General features: G+C 64.6%; 18 protein-coding genes. 13 read left to right on the forward strand and 5 right to left on the reverse strand.

What is annotated here, in order from left to right; all coding sequences use genetic code 11:
• Positions 1 to 1,725 (forward strand): hypothetical protein (locus JW876_06155; protein MBN1885088.1); only part of this gene is annotated, 1,725 nt, incomplete at its 5' end.
• 305 nt (positions 1,726 to 2,030) lie between these two features.
• Positions 2,031 to 3,272, forward strand: coding sequence for a DEAD/DEAH box helicase (locus JW876_06160; protein ID MBN1885089.1), 1,242 nt, complete (start codon positions 2,031 to 2,033; stop codon positions 3,270 to 3,272).
• Between the two features lie 19 nt (positions 3,273 to 3,291).
• Here the strand turns inward: JW876_06160 and JW876_06165 are convergent, their stop codons facing one another.
• Complete coding sequence (locus JW876_06165; GenBank protein MBN1885090.1) at positions 3,292 to 3,813, reverse strand: methylated-DNA--[protein]-cysteine S-methyltransferase; 522 nt, start codon at positions 3,811 to 3,813, stop codon at positions 3,292 to 3,294.
• A gap of 246 nt (positions 3,814 to 4,059) precedes the next feature.
• Here JW876_06165 and JW876_06170 point away from each other — a divergent pair, with 246 nt between their 5' ends.
• A complete protein-coding gene (locus JW876_06170; protein ID MBN1885091.1) occupies positions 4,060 to 5,202 on the forward strand; it encodes a beta-lactamase family protein in 1,143 nt (380 codons plus the stop codon).
• 24 nt (positions 5,203 to 5,226) lie between these two features.
• Here the strand turns inward: JW876_06170 and JW876_06175 are convergent, their stop codons facing one another.
• Positions 5,227 to 6,801, reverse strand: a complete 1,575-nt coding sequence (locus tag JW876_06175; protein ID MBN1885092.1) for a hypothetical protein — start codon at positions 6,799 to 6,801, stop codon at positions 5,227 to 5,229.
• Between the two features lie 256 nt (positions 6,802 to 7,057).
• Between JW876_06175 and JW876_06180 the strand changes: the two genes are divergently transcribed.
• Positions 7,058 to 8,065 (forward strand): chitobiase/beta-hexosaminidase C-terminal domain-containing protein, encoded by a 1,008-nt coding sequence (locus JW876_06180; protein ID MBN1885093.1) that lies wholly within the window; start codon positions 7,058 to 7,060, stop codon positions 8,063 to 8,065.
• A gap of 125 nt (positions 8,066 to 8,190) precedes the next feature.
• Here the strand turns inward: JW876_06180 and JW876_06185 are convergent, their stop codons facing one another.
• The gene (locus JW876_06185; GenBank protein MBN1885094.1) at positions 8,191 to 8,799 is read right to left on the reverse strand and encodes a LysE family transporter; all 609 of its coding nucleotides are present in this window, start codon (positions 8,797 to 8,799) and stop codon (positions 8,191 to 8,193) included.
• A 281-nt stretch (positions 8,800 to 9,080) separates the two neighbouring features.
• Between JW876_06185 and JW876_06190 the strand changes: the two genes are divergently transcribed.
• From JW876_06190 to JW876_06230, 9 genes are all read left to right on the forward strand, one after another.
• Positions 9,081 to 10,226: an ATP-binding protein gene (locus JW876_06190; GenBank protein MBN1885095.1), complete on the forward strand. Its 1,146-nt coding sequence runs from the start codon at positions 9,081 to 9,083 to the stop codon at positions 10,224 to 10,226.
• Between the two features lie 98 nt (positions 10,227 to 10,324).
• Positions 10,325 to 11,056 carry a hypothetical protein gene (locus JW876_06195; GenBank protein ID MBN1885096.1) on the forward strand — a complete coding sequence of 244 codons (732 nt, stop codon included), beginning with the start codon at positions 10,325 to 10,327 and terminating at the stop codon, positions 11,054 to 11,056.
• Between the two features lie 87 nt (positions 11,057 to 11,143).
• A complete protein-coding gene (locus tag JW876_06200; GenBank protein MBN1885097.1) occupies positions 11,144 to 12,079 on the forward strand; it encodes an efflux RND transporter permease subunit in 936 nt (311 codons plus the stop codon).
• A gap of 117 nt (positions 12,080 to 12,196) precedes the next feature.
• Complete coding sequence (locus JW876_06205; GenBank protein MBN1885098.1) at positions 12,197 to 14,977, forward strand: cation-transporting P-type ATPase; 2,781 nt, start codon at positions 12,197 to 12,199, stop codon at positions 14,975 to 14,977.
• Positions 14,978 to 15,038: 61 nt separating this feature from the next.
• Positions 15,039 to 16,919, forward strand: a complete 1,881-nt coding sequence (locus JW876_06210) for a HAMP domain-containing protein (GenBank protein ID MBN1885099.1) — start codon at positions 15,039 to 15,041, stop codon at positions 16,917 to 16,919.
• On the forward strand, positions 16,888 to 17,574 hold the full coding sequence (locus tag JW876_06215; GenBank protein MBN1885100.1) for a response regulator: 687 nt from the start codon (positions 16,888 to 16,890) through the stop codon (positions 17,572 to 17,574). The genes JW876_06210 and JW876_06215 overlap by 32 nt, the downstream gene beginning before the upstream one ends.
• A complete protein-coding gene (locus JW876_06220) occupies positions 17,575 to 17,997 on the forward strand; it encodes a TrkA family potassium uptake protein (protein ID MBN1885101.1) in 423 nt (140 codons plus the stop codon).
• Positions 17,994 to 18,656 carry a TrkA family potassium uptake protein gene (locus JW876_06225; protein MBN1885102.1) on the forward strand — a complete coding sequence of 221 codons (663 nt, stop codon included), beginning with the start codon at positions 17,994 to 17,996 and terminating at the stop codon, positions 18,654 to 18,656. Before JW876_06220 ends, JW876_06225 begins: the two co-directional genes overlap by 4 nt.
• On the forward strand, positions 18,653 to 20,194 hold the full coding sequence (locus JW876_06230) for a TrkH family potassium uptake protein (protein MBN1885103.1): 1,542 nt from the start codon (positions 18,653 to 18,655) through the stop codon (positions 20,192 to 20,194). The genes JW876_06225 and JW876_06230 overlap by 4 nt, the downstream gene beginning before the upstream one ends.
• Here JW876_06230 and JW876_06235 read toward each other — a convergent pair.
• Positions 20,182 to 21,189: a ParA family protein gene (locus tag JW876_06235; GenBank protein ID MBN1885104.1), complete on the reverse strand. Its 1,008-nt coding sequence runs from the start codon at positions 21,187 to 21,189 to the stop codon at positions 20,182 to 20,184. The genes JW876_06230 and JW876_06235 overlap by 13 nt on opposite strands.
• A gap of 145 nt (positions 21,190 to 21,334) precedes the next feature.
• A complete protein-coding gene (locus JW876_06240) occupies positions 21,335 to 22,489 on the reverse strand; it encodes a 4Fe-4S dicluster domain-containing protein (protein ID MBN1885105.1) in 1,155 nt (384 codons plus the stop codon).
• Positions 22,490 to 22,491: the final 2 nt, after the last annotated feature.

Consider the following 22,491-nt stretch of genomic DNA (forward strand, 5'->3'; position numbering starts at 1 on the left):
ATGGCGATCGCGCCGATGGACTATACCGGCGATGTGCTCGCGCCCGGGGAGGCCATCGTCGTCGACGGGGGTTACGGGGGCCCCGATGAGATCTGGATCTGGTCGCCCGTTACGAGCGAAGGCGAGATCCTGATCCACGCCGATGATGGGACGCTGGTGGAGGCGGTGGATATAGCGGTCGGGCCTTCGACCATCCACCTCGTAGACGTCTGCGAGACGGACCCGGGCGCGATCTATTCGGTCGGCGCCGGAGGCGTTCTCACGCTTCTGGCGACCTCGCAGCCCCTGGCCGATCCGTGCGGCATCACCTACGATCCGGTCAACGGCGATCTCCTCGTCCTCGACATGGGCGACGGCAGGCTGGTGCGGATCGATCCGGCGACGGGCGAGGTGAGCGACGTGCTCACCGGAGTCGCGGTCAGCAGCCAGGGATGGGCCGGCGTGGACATCACCGCCGACGGACGCCAGCTCGTCGTATCCGCGTTCGACGGCGATGCCGTCTACGTGTTCGCCCGCTGCGACGCCGCGGGGCACCCCGAACTGGATTGCGATGATAACGGCATCTACGACGCGTGCGACATCGCGAGCGGAGCGCCGGACTGCAATCTCAACGGCGTGCCGGACGACTGCGACATCGAGTCGGGTGCAAGCGATGACTGCAATCTCGACGGCATCCCTGACGATTGCCCGGATTGCCCTCCCGTGGAAGTGATATTCATCATGGATACTTCGGCCTCGATGGACGACGAGGCGAGCATCCTGTGCGGAAGAATGGACCAGGTCATAACGACCCTCGAGGCCGCCGACCTCGACGTGGTCCCGCTGCTGCTGGGTGTCTGCGACCTGCCGGGCGGGATCTACGGCTGCCTGCAGGATCATATCGTCAATCTGCTGGGTACGATCGTTCCCGGTTCGCCGCCGCCGGGTCTGGAGATTCTCGGCGCATGCACCGGCGTCAACGAGGGATGCTCGGAGGACTGGGCCCTCGCGACGGCCGTCGTGGCAGGCCTCTACCCCTGGCAGCCGCACGGCGAGTCCATCAGGCTGATCATTCCTCTCAGCGACGAAGGACCCTGGTGTGGCGATCCGGTCACCGAATACGACGAGGCCGCGATCGAGCACGCCATCTCCGTCGCGCAAACGGCGGACGTCATCGTCTCGCCGATCACGGGGACCGGCGCGACCTCGACCGTCAAGAACCTTGCCCAGGCCCTTGCAGACTCCACCGGGGGCATCCACTTCAATTCGACGGAACCGGCGCTCGATATCACGGAATCGATTGTCGGGCTTGTGCTGAATGCCTGCGCATCTTTCACGGACTGCAACGGGAACGGCACCCTCGACGAGTGCGACATCTCGAGCGGTGCCAGCGAGGATCTCAACGGCAACGGCGTGCCCGACGAGTGCGAGGCGGCAACCGGCGCGGATCCGTACACGCCGCGGATAGGCGCCCCGCGTCTGGCGCAGAACTCGCCCAATCCGTTCAACCCGTCGACGACCATCGCGTTCGAGCTTCCGCGCGACGCGCGAATCGAGCTCGTGGTGTTCGCGCTCGACGGTCGACGCGTGGCCACGCTGGCACGCGGACGGTTCGTCGCCGGCCGCCACGAGGTCGCCTGGGACGGCCGCAACGATGCGGGACGACACGTCGCCGCGGGCGTCTACTTCTACCGTCTCGAGGCCGATGGCTGCAGAGAGGCGAAGAGGATGGTGCTGGTGCGATGAAACGGCGTCCCCGTCGCCCGGATGACGGCGGCGGGATCCGCGGAAAACGGGGGAAGCGGTACTCGCCCTGATGGATTTCGGTTGCGTCGCCGCCGCCATTCCGTTATCCTTCCCGTACCGATATACATCGACAATCACCGCGATCATTGCGGTCCTTTCTTTTCCACGTGTCCGGCGGGTAGAGATTTGTAAAACACCGGACCAGGAAAAACATGAGAGAACCCGTGAACGCGCGACGCGTGAAGCCCCGCAATTCCATCCAGCAACCACAGCCCCGGTATCGTCTCGGCGTCTTCAGCACCTTGATGCCGGAGATCCAGCGGGCGATCGCCGGCGAAGGATACGATACCCCCACGCCCATCCAGGAGCAGTGCATTCCGCACCTGCTGGAGGGCAGGGATCTCGTGGGCAGCGCCCAGACCGGAACCGGCAAGACGGCGGCCTTCGTCCTGCCGCTCCTGCAGCGGTTCGCGCAGAATCCCCGGCCGCTCCAAAAGGGAACCCCCCGGGCCCTCATCCTCGCTCCCACCCGGGAGCTCGCGGCGCAGATCAGGGAGAGCATCCGGACGTACGGGCGCTATCTCCGCATCAGCAATGCCGTGGTCTTCGGCGGTGTGAACCAGTGCCACCAGGTCGAGGCCCTCGGCCGAGGGATCGATATCCTCGTGGCCACTCCCGGCCGGCTGCTCGATCTGATGCAGCAGGGATTCATCCACCTGAACGAGGTGGAGGTCTTCATCCTCGACGAAGGCGACCGGATGCTCGATATGGGGTTCATTCCCGACATCAAGCGGTTGCTGTACTGCATTCCGGAAGTGCGCCAGACCCTCTTCTTCTCGGCCACCATGGCCCCGAAGATGGAGGCGTTGGCCCATACCATGGTCCACGACCCGGTGCGGGTGAGCATCGCGCCCGACAAGCCGGTGGTGGAGAGTATCATCCAGAAGGTGTTCTTCGTGGGAAGACGTGACAAGGATGCCCTGCTCGTCTCCCTGCTGAAGGATTCCCGGATCGACAAGGCCCTCGTCTTCACGCAGATGAAGCACGTCGCGAACCGGGTCATGAGGAAGTTGAAATCGGCGGGCATCCGTGGCGAAGCCATCCACGGAAACAAGAGCCAGGCCGCCCGGACGAGGGCGCTCGACGGGTTCAAGCGGGACCGTTTCCAGGTGCTGGTCGCCACCGATGTGGCTGCGCGAGGCCTGGATGTGGACGACATCACCCACGTTATCAACTACGATCTTCCCGTGGAAGCCGAGACCTACGTGCACCGCATCGGGCGCACCGCCCGCGCGGGAGCGGGCGGCAACGCCATTTCGTTCTGCAGCGGCGAGGATCGGGCCTATCTGCGGGAGATCGAACGCCTGCTGGGAGAGCCCGTGCCCGCCGACATGGAACACGCCTATCACAGCGACACGGCGTTCCGGTCGGATCAGACCGCCCCGAAGACCGGCGGCTCCGCCAGGGGACGGGCGTGGAGCGGCGGACGTATACCGACCTCGTTCAGCGGTTACCGGGGTAGAAGCAGAAGCGGCAGCAGGCGCTGAGGCGGACGACACTCCGTCGTCAGACGAGGCGATCCCCGTTCACCGTCGCGCCCTCCAGCTCCAGCAATATCTTCTTGTTCCGCAGCCCGCCGCCGAAGCCGGTGAGGCGTCCGTCGTGCCCGACGACGCGGTGGCACGGGACGATGATCGAGATCGGATTGGCCCCGTTGGCCGCGCCCACGGCGCGAACGGCTTTCGGGCGCCCGATGCGACGGGCGAGACCGCCGTAGCTCTCCGTCTCGCCGAAGGGGATCTCGCGGAGGCCGCGCCACACCGCCATCTGGAACGCGGTTCCCACGGGGGCGAGGGGTACGTCGAATTCCCGCCGCCGGCCGGCGAAGTATTCGCGGAGCTGCGTTTCGGCCGCGGCCAGGACGCGGGAGGCTTCCGGCGAGCCATCGCCGACCGGCCTGCGGGCCGCCGGTGGAGGACAGCCCGGCCGGTCGAGGAACAACAGGTGCGTCAGTCCCTTTCTCGAGGCGACAAGGAGCAGGCGTCCCACCGGGCTGTTCATCTCGAGCGACCCATGGAGACGGGGCATGGGATCTCCTTTCCCGCTGTAGTCGTTGCGATCGATGCCCGCATATCCTCTCACGGCGGACGCGCCGGAATCAATCCGTCATTGATATGTCCGCGGCGCATCGACGGCCGGGGCGATCGTCCGTGCGCACCGGTCCGGCACCCCCCCCCAGGGACCGGTCGAATTATCTGTCGACACGCGCCGGCGCGATCGATATATCATCACGTGAATCGTTTCGTGACCGGGACCGTTCCTGAAAGGATCGCGATGAAACGAACGCTATCCGCTCTCGCTCTCGTTCTGTGCATCGCCGCGGCGCCGGCCGCGGCGGAGAACCCGGTCCTGGAGTCGGAGCTCCAGGGCGTCCTCGATGCGTTCCTCTCGGAGAATCCCGGGGCGCCGGGAGTCTCGGCCTGCGTCGTCTGCCCGGCGCTCGGGCTCGACTGGGCGGGAGGGGCCGGCGCGGAGGCACGGGGCGGGTCGGTGCCGATGACCCCCGCGCACACCTTCCGCATCGCCAGCAACACGAAGACGTACGTCGCCGCGGCGATCCTGCGGCTCGCCGAACACGGGCGCATCGGGCTCGACGATCCCCTGTCGCGGTACATCTCGCCGGTGCACGACTCGCTCCTGCGGGCAGGCGGCTACGACACCGATGCCATCACGATCGCCCGGGTCATGAGCCACACCGCCGGGTTCGGCGACCATTCCGAGGATCCGCGGTTCATCGGACGCATCATGGCCGACACCCTGCACGTGTGGACCGCCGACGAGAAGATCCGCCTCCTCGTCGAGTGGCGCGAGCCGGTGGGAGCGCCGGGGGAGCGGTACGTCTACTCCGACACCGGCTACATCATCCTCGGCACGATCGTCGAGCAACTCACGGGGCGGCGGCTCGGGCCCGCCGTCCGCGACCTCCTCGACTTCGAGAAGCTCGGGCTGCAGGCCACCTTCTGGGAGTACATGGAGGAGCCCCCGGCCGGGGCCGGCCCCCGCGCGCACCAGTACCTCGGCGCGGTGGACGTGACGGCGTGGCATGCCTCCTTCGATCTCTACGGCGGGGGCGGGATCGTCGCGGACGTCCGGGATCTGACGCGCTTCATGCGGCTGCTCATGCGGGGCGAGGTCCTCGAACGGGAATCCAGCCTGGTCGAGATGACGACGCGCGGCACCCGCCCGTACCGCCTCGGTCTGATCGTGCACGAGTGCGACGGGCGGCTGGCCTTCGGCCACCAGGGATTCTGGAACACCTTCGCCTACCACGTTCCCTCGCTCGATCTCACCGTCGGCGGCTGCATCCTCGACCACGAGGCGACGAACGGCTGGGAGCTCGCCTGCCGCCTGATCCGGGCGGCGGCGGCCGACGGCGGCATGGCGAAGGATTCGAGGGAGAACGGCTCGATCCGGTGACGACCGGGCGAAGCCCGCCCGGTACTAACGCAGCAGCAACAACTTGCGCGTCAGCGAACGCGTACCGCCGGAGAGGCGGCACCAGTAGCAGCCCGAGGCGACCGGCGTCCCCGCCGCGTTCGTGCCGTCCCAGGAGATCTCGCAGGTGCCCGGTCCCATCACGGTATCGTCCGCGAGGCGCCTGACGAGCGCACCCGTCGCGTCGTAGATCGCGATGTCGACGCTCGTTCGCGCACGCAGGACGAAGGAGATCGTCGTCTGCGGGTTGAAGGGGTTCGGGTAGTTCCACAGCAGCCGCATGGCGGCCGCCGGCGTCTCGCGTTCCGGTACGGCCGTCGGCGTGATGTTCAGGAGGACGGCCAGGGTGTCTGGCGAATGCATGTAGCAGATGTCGCCGTAGCCGTCGTTGTCGAAGTCGGCGCCGTAGACACCGAAGATGTGGGTCGTATCGGTGAAGGCGGTCGGCAGGGCGATCGTGTCGACGTCGGCGGCGACGCAGAAGGTGTCCCCCTCGCTGTAGCTGATGTGCATGTGGAAATATCCGTCCACGATCTCGTGATCGATGCTCGCGACGTCGTCCAGCCCGTCGCCGTCGGCGTCGATGATCGCGGGCGGCGCGGCGCACCAGAGATAGTCGTCCTCGTCCGCGAGACGGACGTGCGGCCCCGCCTCGAGCCCCCCGCTCCCCCCGAAATAGACCGATCCGTATTTCTGGTAGGCGGTGTACTCGAAGGTGTGGATGATGTCGTCGATCCCGTCGCCGTTGAAATCGCCGATCATGGCCCAGCCGCCGAGCCCCCCGCCGGCGCCGTCCAGGCCGGAGAAGCTTCCCGCCCCGTCGCCGTAATGGATGCGGACGCCGTCGTAGTAGCTCCGTTCCATGAAATCCCGCACGCCGTCGCCGTTGAAATCTCCCGTGCCGGCATCGGTCCACCAGACGAAGCCGTCGGTCGGGACGGTGTAGAGATTCTCCTCGGTGGGATCGACGCGCTGGTTGTACAGGACGACCGGCTGACAAAAGGCGCCCTGTGACGGGCAATCCTGGCTGCCGCCGACGATCTCCTCGATCCCGTCGCCGTCGCAGTCGATCCCGGTGAGCGGCACCGACATCGAAAAACCGAACAGCATGTCGATCACGAAATCAAAGAAGTTCATGCCGCAGGACCAGACGTCGGTGCCGGTGTTGATCGCCTCGTGCCAGCCCGGGTCGGTCGCGGAGAGCTCTTTCACGAGGATGTCGTCGAGACCGTCGCCGTTCAGGTCGAGGATCAGGGTCGCCGGCCGCTTCGAGGTGTCGAAGCTGCCCAGCGCGACCGTCATCGGCGCCAGGAATGTGCCGTCTGCGTTGCCGCGGAGGATGACCGCCTTCAGGGTGTCGGATCCCTCGTCCCAGGATCTGAACAGGACGAGATCCCCGATGCCGTCCCCGTCGAACTCGTGGAGGATGCCGTCCGGATCGGACACGAATCCGCCGAACAGCTGGATGTCGCCGACGTGATACTTCTGGATGTCCGAGAAGGCCGCCTGCGCGAGGCCGGGCCGAGGCAGCAGCATCGCGACGACGGCGATGACGGTACACGCGATCGCATTGGGTTTCACCGGATCCTCCTTTGCGAAGGCGGGGCACCCATAGTATAGCAGATAATCCGCTTTTTTGCATGTATTGTTCCGGCGGCCGTATTTCCGGATCGGCATTCCGCTCTGTCGGTATCGGATCGATGTACCGCGCTTTTTTTGAGGAGAACGGCTGCCGCCGAAGCGCGACGTCTCGTAGCGGACGGTTGCAAGACAAGTAAAGATATGTTACGGCTTCCTGAACTCGAGCCCGGCGAGAAGCCGGCATTCCGCTTCTCTGATGAGGGGGTACCTCATGAAACGCCCGTTCCTGCTCCTCCTTGCGGCGGCGCTGCTGCTGTCGCTCGGCTGCTCCGACGACGATTCCGCCACCGCACCCCCGACGCCTGTTGTCTCCGCGCCGACATTCGATCCTCCCGGCGGCACGTACATGAGCGTGCAGCACGTCACGATCGGGTGCGCCACGGACGGCGCCACGATCTACTACACCATCGACGGGGTCGATCCGACCGAGTCCGACTGTTCCTGCTCGCCCGGGGATTCGATCATCGTGGATGCCATGGCGACCCTGCGGGCGCGCGCATACAAGGATGGGATGGACCCCAGCCCAGTCGTCGATGCGGAGTACATCGTGATCCCGGACCTGGTCGCCTACTATCCCTTCGACGGCGATGCAGACGATGCGAGCGGCAACGAGCACCACGGCACCGTCCACGGCGCCTCGCTCACGACCGACCGGTTCGGCGCGGCCGATGCGGCATACGACTTCGACGGTACGGACGATTACATCGAGCTCTCCGACGAGGCAGCCTTCGATTTCACTTCGTACACCATCAGCTTCTGGACGCGCATCGTCACGCTGCCGACCTTGCCGGAACCCTCGAAGCCCGGGTACTTCTGCGCCGTCAGCAAGGCGGGCGTCAACCTCGGAAACTACACGATCCGCCTCGCCAAGTTCGGCGGCGCGAGTTACTGCAACCTCACCGTAAGCCATGGAACCGATATCGGCAACTGGGTCACCGTCTGCTACGAGAACATCATCCTCGACCGGTACTATCACGTCGTCGTCACCATGTCCGACGAGATACGATGCTACGTCGACGGCGCGCTCGCGTGCACGAGCTCGTCGATGTCGGAAGCGATACAGACTGACGGAAACGTCCTGATCGGCAGGTACGAGCTCGCGTCGTCCCCCTTCTTCTTCAAGGGGATCATCGACGACGTGCGCTTCTACGACCGGGCGCTCAGCGCCTCGGAGATCGCGGCTCTCCACGAGGCGGAGAACTAGCCCGTGAGCGGCGACCGGGCGGCATGCGGGGGGCATGCCGCCCGGGACGCCGGATCTTCGTTCGCCTTTCGGGCGAACCGCTGTCTCTTCTCGGCCGCGGCCTATGGGCAACTGGCGAGAATCGCTCACCAGGGGATGAGCCCCGCCAGCGAGAGGGCCGTGTAGACGAGCGCGGCGGCAAGGACCAGCCCGACCGCCTTCGCGCGCCCCGGCGTGCTCACGTGTCTCCGGACCAGGTGCCCGGCGAGCGCCCAGACGGAAATCGAGGAGAAGCTCGCGAGGGCGAGGAGGGGCGGCGCGAGGATGAAGGTGGCCGGCCGGTCGATGACTGGGAAGAGGAAGGCCGAGAAGACGGTCAGCCCGTAGAGGATCACCTTCACGTTGAGAAACTGCAGGAGAACGCCGGTTCGGAACCGCGGGGGCGGAACGGATTCGGGGTCCTCGAGGAGCGATGCGCTGCCGCGGTAGACGCCGAGGGCGAGCCAGAGGATGTACAGGCCGCCGGCGTAGCGGAGATACGGCGCCACCGCCGGGAGGCGGGCGGCGAGCAGCGAGGAGAGGGTGGCGCAGAAGAGCATGATGACGACGAAGCCCGTCGCGATACCGAGCATGAGGGGCAAGACGCGCCGGTAGCCGTGGATGACGCCCATCGAGGCGCTGACGAGGTTGTTGGGCCCCGGGGTGAAGGTCGTCACGAAGACGAAGATCAGGGTCGCGGGGATGTCGACGTTCATCGTTGGATTCCATTCGATCCGGGGAGCGGCATTCGCCGGCGAATCGGCGCGATCCACTGATGACGGTCACGGAATTCGTGGGCATACCATATCATGAACGGCACGCGGGCGGCCAACACTCGCGACTGGAGAAACGGCTTCCGGGAGAAGATGACAATTCTAGACAATGCAGTAAAATATTCATGACAATTTTACGATAGTGTCGATAATGTTCACTCATGGACATCACGCCTCGTCTCTATGATACGCTGCTCGCCGAGCATCTGGCCACCCACAGGCAGATGGCACTGATCAGCGGGCCTCGCCAGGTGGGCAAGACGACCACGTGCCTGAATCATGCCGATGCGCACGTCAACTGGGACGATCTGGACGATCGGGCGCTGATCCTGGCCGGCCCGGCCGCGCTGGCGGAGGAATTCGGCCTGAACCGGTTGTCGGAGACCGTTCCGTCGGCCCTGTTCGACGAATTGCACAAGTACCCGGGCTGGAAAGGATTCCTCAAGGGTTTTTTCGACTCCTACGCCGACCGGGTCAGGATCATGGTGACGGGCAGCAGACGGATGGATGTCTACCGGTGCGGGGGCGACAGCCTGATGGGACGATATCTCATCTACAGGATGCACCCGTTCTCCGTCGCCGAGACGATGCGCACCGACATCCCCGATCCGGAACGAATCGTTCGGCGGCCGAAGAAGATCCGCCCGGACGATTTCGACGCTCTCTGGACACACGGCGGGTATCCCGAGCCGTTTCTGAAGCGCGATACACGTTTCAGCCTTCGGTGGCAATCATTGCGCTTCGAGCAGCTTGTCCGTGAGGATATCCGCGATCTGACGCGGATACAGCACCTCGGACAGGTGGAGATGCTCGCCCGCCTGTTGGCGGAGCGGTCATCCCGGCAGATCATCTTCAGCAATCTCGCGAAGAGTGTCCGGGTTTCCGTCGACACCGTTCGCCGCTGGATCGATATCATGGGATCGCTGCATCTCGGATTCCTCGTGAGACCGTGGCACAGGAACGTCACGCGCTCGCTCCGCAAGGAACCAAAGTGGTTTCTGCGGGATTGGTCGTTTATCCGGGATGACGGGGATCGGGCGGAAACCTTCGTCGGGTGTCACATCCGCAAGGCGGTCGACGGCTGGAACGACATGGGGTTCGGGAAGTTCGAGATGGGATATCTGCGGGATCGGGAACGGCGGGAGGTCGATTTCGTGGTGATCCGGGACGGTCGTCCATGGTTTCTCGTCGAGGTCAAGCAGCGGGAGACGACGCTCGCCCCGTCCCTCAGGTTCTTCCAGGAGCAGCTGGGGGCGCCGTATGCCTTCCAGGTGGTCATCGACGCCGATTACGTGGATGCGGATTGCTTCGCCCGTCCCCGCGGGCCGGTGATCGTTCCCGCCCGGACCTTCCTATCCCAGTTGCTGTAGCTCGAGTTCGATCGGGTATTGTCCCGGCACATGACGGAGGCCTATACTGTTGTCCGAATCGGCATGAACAGCGTCCCACGAACAAAACGAGGTGTGTCATGAAGAAGGTCGTTTTCATCGTCATCGCCGCGGTCGTCGTTCTCGTCGTCGCCGGCGTCTTCTACCTGTTCTCCAATCTCGACTCCATCGTCGCGAAGGCGATCGCGCGGGGCGGCAGCGAGGCGACCGGCACGAGCGTCCGTGTCGCCGGCGTGTCGCTTTCCCTCGGAGAGGGACGGGCGACGATCGAGGGGATCGGCGTGGAGAATCCCGACGGATTCTCTGCCGGTGACGCCTTCACCCTCGGGGAAGCGACCATCGACATCGACCCCGGCAGCCTGCGCGGCGAGCCGATCGTGATCGACGAGATCCGCGTATCGGCCCCCGTCATCGTCGCCGAGATCGCGGCAAACGGGACAAACAACCTCGACGTTCTCCGCCGGAACGCGCAGGAACGGTTCGACTCGTCGCATGACGGGGAGGCCGGCGGCGGCGATGAGAAGCGCATCAGGATCGCGCGTTTCGTCTTCGAGAAGGGCCGGATCGAGCTGGACGCCTCGGCCGTGGGGCTCGGCACGCGCTCGGTCGATCTGCCCTCGATCGAGCTCACGGATGTCGGCGGCGCGGACGGCGCGCTCCCCGGCGAGATCGCCGCGATCCTCATGAAGGCCCTCGCCGGGAACGCCGCCTCGGCGATCGGCTCGGCCGGCGTCGGAGAAAAGATCAGGGAGAAGCTGGAGGGCGCCGCGCCGGAGGAGGCGAAGAAGCTCCTCGAGAAGATCGGGGGGTGAGGGCAGCGGAGCACGCTCACGACGGCAGCCCCGCGATCCGGGATCGCTCGACGGCCGGCGCCGCCACCGAGCGCGCGGAGTTCGACGATGCCGCCGCATCTCTGTTTTCACCGCCGCATGAAAGCCGCCGAGCTCGGGCCGACCGTGTCCGATCTGGCGGAGACGATCCGCACGATGATCGACGGGACGATCGTCACGAGATATCGCGACGGCGCCGACTATTACGATATCCGGGTCGTCGGGCCAAAAGACCGTTTCGTCTCACGCGGCGACGTCGAGGAGATCCCCATCGTTCCCGTCAACGGAAGCGAGCCGATCCGTGTCGGGGATGTCGCGGCCGTTATTCCATCGACCGGTCCGGTCGAGATCATCAGCAAGAACCAGGTCACGCAGGTCGCCATCGAAGCTGATGTTTCAGGCGGCGATATCGCGGGAGCGCTGCGCGAATTGCAAGCCGTGATCGCGGGAATCGATTTGCCGGTCGGATACGAATTCGATATCGGCGGCACGGCGGAGATGATGGGCGACATGAAGCGGACGGTGCTGGCGGTGCTCGCCTTCGCGATCTTCTTCTCGTTTCTCGTTCTCACCGTGCAATTCGACAGCCTCACGGTGCCGGGCCTGATACTCGCCGGGCTCCCGTTCTGCCTCGCCGGCGTCGTGTTCATGATGTCGATCACCGGATTGCCGCTCGGTGCGACGGTCGTCATCGGCGTGCTGGTCGTCGTTGCCGCGACGGTCAACGACGGGGTGCTCCTGCTCGCCTATGCCCGTGAGGTCGAGGCCGAACGGGGGCTCGCCGGCCGGCAGGCGGTGATCGAGGCCGCGCAGGTGCGGTTTCGGCCCCGGCTCATGACCACCATGACGACGATTGCGGGATTTCTTCCTCTGGCCCTGAATCTCGAGGAAGGCGGCGACATGCTGCAGCCGATGGCGGTCGCGGCCATCGGAGGGCTGGGCATGGAACTGTTCGTCGCCCTGCTCCTGATGCCGTGCCTGTACGTCATGGCGTCGAGATCCTGATCATTCTCCCGGCCGGTCCTTTCCTTGACAAACGCTCGAGATCGCGGGTACCTTCCATGCAGGTTACCGGTTCCAGTCGAGAGGAAGCGATCCGTGGCCGATAATGAGCATTACCGCATGCAGGGGCGGGATGTGATCGACGCCCTGGGTTCGTCCATGGACGGATTGACCGCCGGGGAGGCGAAGAGCCGCCTGCGGACATACGGCAGGAACGAGTTGCAGGCTCGCATGCAGGCGCCGGTCTGGTTCCTGTTCCTGCGGCAGTTCAGGGAGCTGCTGGTCATCATCCTGGTTCTGGGAGGGTTGACATCGCTCCTGATCGGCGATTACCGGGGCGGTACGATCATATTCCTCATCGTACTGGTCAATGCCGTTATCGGCTTCACCCAGGAATACCGGGCGGGCAAGATAGTCGATGCGCTCAAGGTCATGCTGCGGTCCGGCGTCAAGGTCAGGCGTGACGGCGAGCTAGTGGAGATCAATCCGGAGCTTCTGGTGCCGGGCGACATCATCGTTATCGACGAGGGGGATACACTCCCCGCCGATGTCCGGCTGCTGAAATCATCCTCCTTCAAGACGAATGATTTCGCGTTGACCGGGGAGTCCGTGCCGCGGGAGAAGACGACCGACCCCGTGGCGGAAGACGCCGGCCTGGCGGACCGGACGAACATGGCATACGCCGGAACATCCGTCGCCGCCGGCAACGCGGTCGGCATCGTCGTCGCGACCGGCATGAGCAGCGAGACGGGCAGGATCGCCGGCATGACCCAGGAAACCGGCGCGAGCGTGACTCCGTTGCAGGAGGAGATGCGCGACCTCGCCAGGAAGTTGACCGTCGTCGTCGTCATCATCAGCATCCTTCTCTTCGCCTTCGGATTGCTGCAGGATTTCAGCATCTACGTGAGTCTGGCCTATGCGCTCGGGGTCGCGATGGCGGTCGTTCCCCAGGCGCTTCCGGCCCAGGTGACCGTCGCGCTCGCGACCGGCAGCGGCCGGCTGGCGAAGCGAAAGGCCGTCGTCAAGAGTCTGCCGTCGGTCGAGACGCTCGGTTCGACGACCGTGATCTGCACGGACAAGACGGGGACGCTCACCAGGAACGAGATGACCGTGCGAGCCGTCTGGTTCGACGGCGCCGATCATCAGGTCACCGGCTCCGGCTACGAGCCGGCGGGTGAGATTCTCGACGAGAGCGGCGAACGCCTGGGTCAGGAAGCGATCGACGAGATGGAGATCCTTCTCGATGCCGCGACAATGGCGTCCAACGCGGAAATCCACGAACCGGACGAGGACCATGCCGACTGGTACGGAGTCGGAGATCCGACCGAAGCCGCCCTCATTGCGCTTTCAACGAAGCTGGGCACCCGGTCGCCGAAAGAGGACGAGGAGAATCCCGAGCTCCAGGAGTTTCCCTTCGATTCAGAGCGGAAACGGATGAGCTCGGTCCGGCGCTTCGGCGACAAGGTCGCTCTCGCCGTGAAGGGATCCCTGGACGGCATCCTCTCGATCAGCACGCACATATACCGGGATGGAGAGGCGGTGCCGATCACCGCCGAGGACGAACAGCGGCTTCGCGAAATCAACGAGCGCTACTCGGAGAACGGCATGCGGGTGCTGGCGGTCGGCCGGCGCGACCTCGATGCGAAAACCGGCGATTTCGCCATCGAGGAAGCGGAACGTGACATTACGCTGCTCGGTCTCGTGGCAATGATCGATCCGCCGAAGGAAGGTGTTCCGGAAGCCATCGGCGAGGCGCTGAAGGCCGGCATCCGCATCTTCATTCTCACGGGGGACCACGCCATCACCGCCAGGGCCATCGCGAACGAGGTGGGACTCGTCGGGCACGATGAGTTGCAGGACGTGGGCGGCGTGGAATTGAAAGAGATGGATGACGATGCGCTGAAGAGGATACTCTCGGAGAACGCGTCGATCATTTTCTCGCGCGTGGACCCCGAGGACAAGCTCAGGATCGTCTCTCTCCTGGTCGATTCGGGGGAGATCGTCGCCGTGACCGGAGACGGCGTGAACGACGCCCCCGCCCTGCGGAAGGCGCATATCGGCGTGGCGATGGGGAAAACGGGCACGGACGTGGCGAAGGAGGCCTCCACGCTGATCCTGCTCGACGACAGTTTCTCGACGCTTGTCGAGGCGATCCGGGAAGGCCGCACGATATACGGCAACCTGCGGAAAACCGTTTTCTCGACACTGACGACGAACACCGCCGAGCTGACGCTGGTCGTCTGCGGGCTCGTGGCCGTGGCACTCGGCAATCTCCCCATTCCGATCCTCGCCGTGCAGATCCTCGCGATCGATCTCCTCGGGCAGATCATGCCGCTGACGTTCCTGACCTTCGACCCGCCGGAACGGGGCGTGATGCGACGGCGGCCGCGCGATCCGGCAAGCCGGATGCTCAATGCCGCTTCCGGCATCGAGGTCATGTCCCTGGGCGCCCTGATCGGCGGTCTCGCATTCGCGAATTTTCTTCTCTTCATGCAGCGCGAGGGTATACGGCTGACCATGGGGGATACGGGGGCCGCCTACCTGCGAGTCACTGCACTGACATACGCGACCATCGTGTTCTGCCAGTATGTCAACACCATGGAACGCCGGCACCATCTCGCTTCCCTCTTCAGCCGGACTTTCTTCACGAACCGGATACTGCTGGGTTCGATCCTCGCGTCGATCGGCATCGTGATCGTGGCGATGTATGGCCCGTTCGTCAGGGATTTCCTGCGTTTCGGCGGTCTCCGGTTCTCCGACTGGGTGTCCGTCGGGATCTCCTGCGTGGTATTCGCCTGCGCATGGGAAGTGCTCAAGCTCGTCAGGCGGCTCCGCGGCTCCGGCGATGAATCCGAAGGAAGCGGTGGGGCGGGCGCCGCCGTGCGGACGTCGGGCAACTGACGCGCCACGAATCCGCAAAAGCCGCTTGCACGGAATATCCACACTTCACTACAATCGGCGCATGCAAACCGGTCTGCGAAAACGCATTCTCCTGGGGCAGGGAATCGCCCCCGCCCTCGTTGCCGTCGTGCTCGTCTGGGCCGTCGTGAATCTCGTCGGCCTCGGAAAGGCGAGCGATGCCATCCTGCGGGAGAATTACAAGAGCATCCTGGCCGCCGAAAACATGATAGACGCGATAGAGCGCCAGGACAGCGCGGTTCTCCTCGAGATGCTCGATTACACCGAGGAAGGCCTGGCGCAGTTCCGCGAGAACGAGAACAACTTTCTCCAGTGGCTCGGCCGGGCGAAGGACAACATCACGATCGACGGCGAGCGGGACATCCTCGAAGCGATCGAGGCGGGCTATTCCGATTACCTGGTGCAGTATTCGAGGCTCCGCGAGATCCGCGGCTCATCGCCGGCGGGGGCCGGGGAGTTCTACCACGAGATCGTTCTTCCGTCGTTTCGTCTCGTGCGCGACGAGGCCGTCCGTCTGCGCGAAATCAACCAGGAGACCATGTTCGTCGCCAGCCGGCGCGCAGAGGCCGTGGCGCAGAAGGCGATCTGGTCGACGACCGCGGTCGCGCTCGCCGCGATCGGTCTCGGCCTCGCGTTCAGTCTCCTGCTCAGCAAGAGGCTGGTTCGACCGATCCGCAGGATGATGGAAGTGACGGAGGCGCTCGCGGAGGGGAATTACGACGTCCATGTCCCGGCGACCGGGTCGGACGAACTGAGCCGGCTGGCGGAGAGCCTGAACGCGATGGCGGGCAAGCTCGGCGTCTATCACCGTATCAATGTGGAGCACGTCATCGCGGAGAAGCGGAAGAGTGATGCCGTGCTCCGGAGCATCGAGGACGGAGTCGTCGTCGTCGACGCGGAATACCGGATAACGAACATGAATCCCCAGGCAGGAAGGATTTTCGGCGTCGATCCGGATGATGTCTTGGAAAAGCATGTTCTCGAGATCGTCAGGGACGAGCGCGTGTACGAGCTGATGCAGCGGACGACGGAGACCGGGCGGCAGCCGATACTCGATGACGGCGGAAACATCATCACGATCGGTACGGAGGAGAGCAGCAAGCACTACCACTTCAGCGTGACACCGGTCGTGTCGAAAGGCGGGGGAATGCTCGGCGTCGTGCTGCTGCTTCGAGACGTGACGAGATTCAAGGAGCTCGATCGCCTGAAGAGCGAATTCGTGATGACGGCCTCGCACGAGTTGAAGACGCCGCTTCAGAGTCTCGGCATGAGCATCGATCTGTTCGCCGAGGAGGCGGGCGGCCGGCTCGACGAGAAGCAGCAGCAGCTGCTCAACGCCGCGCACGACGAGCTCACACGTCTCAAGAGCCTCATCAGCGACCTCCTCGATCTGTCCAGGATCGAGGCGGGAAAGGTCGAGATGGAGATCGAGCGGACGTCCGTCACGGCGCTCGCCCAGCGGGCGGCCGGTCTGCTCAAAACGCAGGCCGAGCAGAAGGGCATCGAACTCAGCGTCGATGCGCCCGACGGTCTGCCGGACGTCTCCGCTGATGCGACGAAGATCACGTGGGTGCTGACGAACCTCGTCGGCAACGCCCTCAGATACGCCAGGAGCGGCATCGTTGTATCCGCATCCCGCGTCGGCCGGTGGGTGCACATATCGGTCGCCGACGACGGCGAGGGTATTCCCCCGGAGTACCAGAGCCGGATCTTCGAGAAATTCGTTCGTGTCAAGAGCGATGAGAGCGTTGGAGGCACGGGACTCGGCCTTGCGATCTGCAGGGAGATCGTCCGCGCCCACAAGGGTACGATCTGGGTGGATTCGAGTCCCGGTCAGGGGAGCGAATTCACGTTCACCTTGCCGATCGACGAGGAAACACGGGAGAGAAATTATGACGAGAACACCCGTTCTGATCGTCGATGACGAGAAGAATATCAGGATGACATTGTCGCGGGCGCTGGAATCGCTCGATCTCGATTCCGATACGGCGATAAACGGCGAGGAAGCGCTCGCCAAGCTGAAAAAGAAACAGTACGATCTGATCCTGCTCGATCTCCGCATGCCGGGCATGGACGGAATGGATGTGCTGAGAAAAGTGCGCGAGACCCGTCCGGACATCAAGATCATCATCATCACGGCGCACGGCACCGTCGAGTCGGCAACGGAAGCGATGAAGCTCGGCGCGGTGGATTTCATACAGAAACCCTTCACCCCGAAGGAAATCCGCGAAATGGTGTCGAACGTTCTCGACCGCGGTTCAAACGAGGGGGGATACGACGAACACGTCGAATCGGCCAGGAAGAGTCTGGCCGGGGGCAATCTGACCGCGGCGAAGGAGCATGTGAGAATGGCGATCTCCCGGGATTCGACGAGGCCGGAGGCGCTGAACCTGCTGGGGGCCATTCTCGAGCGGCAGGGAGACTGGCTGGAGGCGCTGAAGCAGTACCGCTCCGCGGCGGCTCTCGATCCGGCCTACCGGCCGGCCGCGGAGAATATCGACAGGATCGTGCAGCGGCACGAGCGGGGAGACAACATCGATCTCGGGGAATCTGGCGGTTCCGGGAAGAAGGGGAGCTGAGTGGCCGCACAACTCTTCGTCGTGGTGATCGGATGCGGGCGGCTGGGAGCGCATCTCGCGAACCGGCTCAGCCGGAACGGGCACGGCGTCATGGCGATCGACGTCGACAAGCGGTCGTTCGGCGCGCTGTCGCCCGATTACAGCGGGTTCTGGACCGAGGGGGACGCGACCGAAATGTCCGTGCTGAAGCAGGCCAAGGTCGACAAGGCGGACATCCTGTTCGCCACGACCCGGGACGACAATGTCAATATCATGGTCGCCCAGGTGGCCCGGGTGGAATTCGGCGTCCGGCGGGTTCTCGCGCGCGTCTACGATCCGCATCGGGAAGCGATATACCGGCATCTCGATATCGAGGTCGTCAGCCCCACGCTCCTCGCCGCGGATCAACTTCTGAAATTGGCCGAAACGGATGGTCCGGCATGAAGGTTCTCATCGTCGGCGGCGGCAAGCCGGTGTATTTCCTCTGCAAGGCGTTCATCGCCAAGGGCTACGATGTCACGGTGATCAACAGGGACCATGCCGAGTGCGTGGCCATGGCCAGAACCATGAAGATCACCGTGGTCCACGGCGACGGCACGGATTCGACGATTCTCGACGAGGCGGGAGCGCATTCCAGCGACGCGATCCTGTCGGTCACGCCGAACGATCAGGACAATCTCGTCGCGTGCCAGCTGGGCAGGGTCCGGTACGGAGTGCCCCGCGTCGTCGCGCTTGTCGAGGATCCGGACAACGAGGCGGTGTTCCGGAAACTGGGAGTCGAGGTGATCTCGATGACGCGGAATATCGCGAGCATGATCGAGCAGCGGACCGCCCTGGACGACATCATCAACCTGATTCCCGCCGGAGAGGGAAAGGTCAACATCACGGAAGTCAAACTGAAAGACGACTCGCCCGTTATCGGCAACCCCCTCCACGAAGTGTCACTGCCGGCCGGCAGCCTCATCGCCGTCGTGCTTCGTGGCGATGAAGCCATCATACCCCGGGGCGATACGGTGCTCCGCGCGGGCGACAGCACGATCCTGATCACGTTGCCCGAGAACCACGGGCCCGTTCTCAGAGCCGTCACGGGAGAGGAGAATTGAGCGCATCGCACCTCCGCCGGACCGGTCATCTGCGGGCCCGTTACCGGGCGATCTGCTCGTACACGGGCCTCGTTCTCGTTCTCTGCGCCGGACTCGCTCTCATCCCGCTGCTCGCGTTGCCGATGCACGAAGGAAACGCGACCGGCCCCGCGTGGGCGTTCCTTTTCACCTCGGCGGCGATGGCGATCGCCGGATTTTCCGCGTGGCGGTTCATGTCGCCCCGCAGAGATGTCGTGCTCACCGTTCCAGAGGGAGGATTGATCGTTCTCCTGAGCTGGGTCGTCGTGTGCCTCATATCCGCGTGGCCCTTCATGTCGATCAGCCGGTTCACGTTCACGCAGGCGGTATTCGAGTCGGTCAGCGGGTGGACGACGACCGGATTGTCGGTCCTGGACGTCTCGAGGGCGAACCCGGCCATCCTTCTCTGGCGCAGCGTGCTGCAGTTCGCCGGCGGCGCCGGACTCGCGATCATCATGCTCTCGGCGATCGCCGGCCCGAGAGGTCCCGCCCTGTCGGTCGCCGAAGGTCGGGAGCAGCTCGTGCCGCACGTCCGGGAATCGGCGAAACTGGTTCTTGCGATATACAGCAGTTATACACTGGCCGGCGTGATCGCCCTGCGGATCGCCGGCATGGGCTGGTTCGACGCCGTGAACCATGCCCTTGCATCCCTCTCGACCGGCGGGTTCTCGACGCGCGCGTCGAGTATCGGCTACTGGGACTCGATCGCCGTCGAAGCCGTCGTCGTCGTGCTGATGGTGCTGGGGAGTACCAGCTTCATCACCGCCTGGCTCCTGCTGCGCCGGGAGTTCCGCGCAGCGGGCAGGAACGGCGAGGTGCGCCTGATGGCGATTGTCGTTCCGGTGTGTGCCGTTCTCGTCACCGTGCTCACTGCACGCACCATCTACCCGACGCTCGGCGTCAGCGCCCGTGTCGCGATTTTCCAGACGGTGACCGCCCTGACGACAACCGGATTCTCGACCGTCGTGTTCGATGACTGGAATTCGTTCGGCTGGATCGTGATGATCACGCTCATGTTGATCGGCGGCGGCAGCTGCTCGACGGCGGGAGGGATCAAGCAGTATCGGGTCCACCTGCTCTGGAAGAATCTCGTGTGGGAGCTCCGTCGCGGGTTGCTGCCGCGGACCGCCGTGACCGGTAATTACGTCTGGCATGCTGGACGTCGCATCTTCGTAGACGATGAACGCCTGCGACAGATAGGCACGTTCCTGTTCCTCTACCTGACGGGGTTTCTCTTCGGTACGGCTGTGCTCTGCGCGCACGGCTTCGGTGTCCGCGAGTCTCTCTTCGAATTCGCGTCGGCGCTCGGTACCGTGGGATTGTCCGTCGGAATCACGTCCTCCGCCTCACCTCCCGGTGTTCTCTGGGCGGAGACCGCGGGCATGTTCCTGGGACGGCTGGAATTCATGATCATTTTCACGAGCGCCGCCAAGATCGTCCGTGATTCATGGACCATGGTCCGCTACGCTCGAGGACACGGCGGGGAGATCAACGTTTCCAAGCCGGGTCAGTTCCAGTAGCCCTCGCCGCCCGCTTCCCGCAGGTACGAGTCGTCCCATGAGTCGAGCGTGTCCGGCCCGGCCGGCTTGGTTTCGGCCGCCGCTTCCCCGCCGGTGTATTCGTCGTCCGCCGATTCCTCGGGGGGCGCCGGCTCCGCGACGCGGTTCCCCGTGATCACGCCCCGCTCCACCGAGAAGAGCTCGTCCGCGTTGGCGATCCGTCCCATGACCTCGAGGGAGAGGTTGAGGTAATCGGCCGCCCCGTAGCTGCGCGGGCTGTAGCTGAAGATGTCCTTCCCGAACCGGGGCGACTCGGCGAGGGCGATGTTCTCGCGGACCATCGTTTCGAGGAGGAGGGCGCCGTAGCGCTCGCGCAGGGTCTGGACGACCGTCCGGTTGAGCACCTTTCGCCCGTCGTAGCGCGTGGCGATCAGGCCGCCGACGACGAGGTCGAGGCCGAGCTCGTTCGAGACCGACTCGATGCGGCGCAGGAGGTTCTCGAGGCTCAAGAGGGCCAGCTGCTCCGCCTGGACGGGGATGAAGACCTTCCTGGCGGCGGCCAGGGCGTTGATCGTGACGAGCCCGAGGCTCGGCGGGCAGTCGAAGAGGATGTAGTCGTAGTCGTCCGCCACCGTCGCCATCGCGTGGCGAAGGAGCAGCGCGCCGTCGGGGGCGCCCGCGAGATCGGTCTCGACGTCCGCGAGGTCGATCGTCGCCGGGATCACCGAGAGGGAGATCCGGGACTCCTCGCCGTCGAGGCAGAGACGCGCGCCGAGCTCGCGCGTGACGATCGCCTCGTGCGGATGGGCTTCGCCGCGCAGGATGTCCCCCGTCGACGTCTCGACGTCGCCGCGATCGATGCCGAGGAAGCTCGTCAGGTGGCCCTGCGGGTCGAGGTCGACGATGAGGACGCGCTTGCCCATGATCGCCAGTCCCGCGCCCGTGTTCGCCACGGACGTGGTCTTGCCGACGCCGCCCTTCTGATTGAGGAATGCTGCCGTATCGGATGGATGCATGTTCCCTCCCCCGTGAACGTGCCGGCCCCGGGGGCCGGCGGCTCGAAGTCGCCTGGTGATGCAAAGGGGGTATGGTGGCCGATGCCGCGGGATATGACAACAGTTTTCTCGGAAAATCGGTTGGTTGTCGCCGGAAGAATTCCCGTCAGGCCCGTTTGCTCCGTTGCGCGACGTTCACGAGGTTCGTGAAATAGATCGCCAGGGGACGGTAGGCGAGGTGCGACCACTTCGAGAAGGGGACCTCCACCACGAGCATCGGCACGAGGATGGCGAGGTGGACGACGTAGGTGTAGTAGGTGGTCCGGACCATGCCGCCGAGCCTGAAGAAGTGCACGAGGATGCCCGTGAGCGTCGTGCAGAAGAGGAGAATGAGGAAGATCCAGTCGGTCTCGTGGGTGTGCTTGTGCGCCTCGCCCGATTTCCTGATCCGCTTCACCGACCAGACGACGATGGCGAGCAGGATGCCGATCGTCGCGTAGTACCCGAGGAACCGCTGCGGATGCATGATCGGATGGATGCGCTCGGTCTGGAACCACGGCAGGAAGACGACGATCATCGTGAACATGATCGTGTACCCCGACATGAGCCACCAGTGGAGGGCCCAGTAGCTCCGGTCGGTGCACTTGGCGAACCTGATCTGCGTGGCGAAATGGAAGACGAGGTTCCACGCCTCGGTCACGTACGCGCGGAGGGGCACCTTCCCCCTGCCGCTCCTGACGACGATCTTCAGGTACATGTTGAAGATGTTCGAGATCAGAAAGAACGAGATGATCGCCGCCATGACCCAGTCGCCCAGCTCGATGTAGCGCACGAAACGCTCGGCCGCCATCCCCTCGACGAAGGAGTTGATCCTGACGCCCCCGTCCTCGTTGATGAGGGCGGCCGGGTAGGCGGTGAAGGGGAGGAAGAAGACGAAGAGGAGGACGACGACGGCCGCGACGGCGGCGAGCACGCCGATCTCCCAGAGCTTCGACGTGTAGAATCTCCTGGAGAGCCCCGTCCAGTCGTAGCTGGCCGTCAGGTAGCGCCGGAGGGACATCATGATCTCGCCGGGGTTCGCCTGGCGCGGGCAGGTCGTGCTGCAATCGCCGCAGTAGTAGCAGAGCCAGGGCTCCGGCGCGCGCTGCAGATCCTCCTCCAGGCCGAGCACGGTGTAGCGGAGCAGGCGCCGGGGGAAGGTGTTGTCCCGCTCGGCGAGGGGGCAGACCGCCGTGCAGTTGCCGCAGTTAAAGCAGGCCGAGAAGTCGACCCCGCCGTACTTCTCTATCTCCTTCGCGAAATCCGGGCGTATCAGCGCCATGC

It is taken from the genome of Candidatus Krumholzibacteriota bacterium (assembly GCA_016931295.1).
Taxonomy (GTDB): domain Bacteria; phylum Krumholzibacteriota; class Krumholzibacteriia; order Krumholzibacteriales; family Krumholzibacteriaceae; genus JAFGEZ01.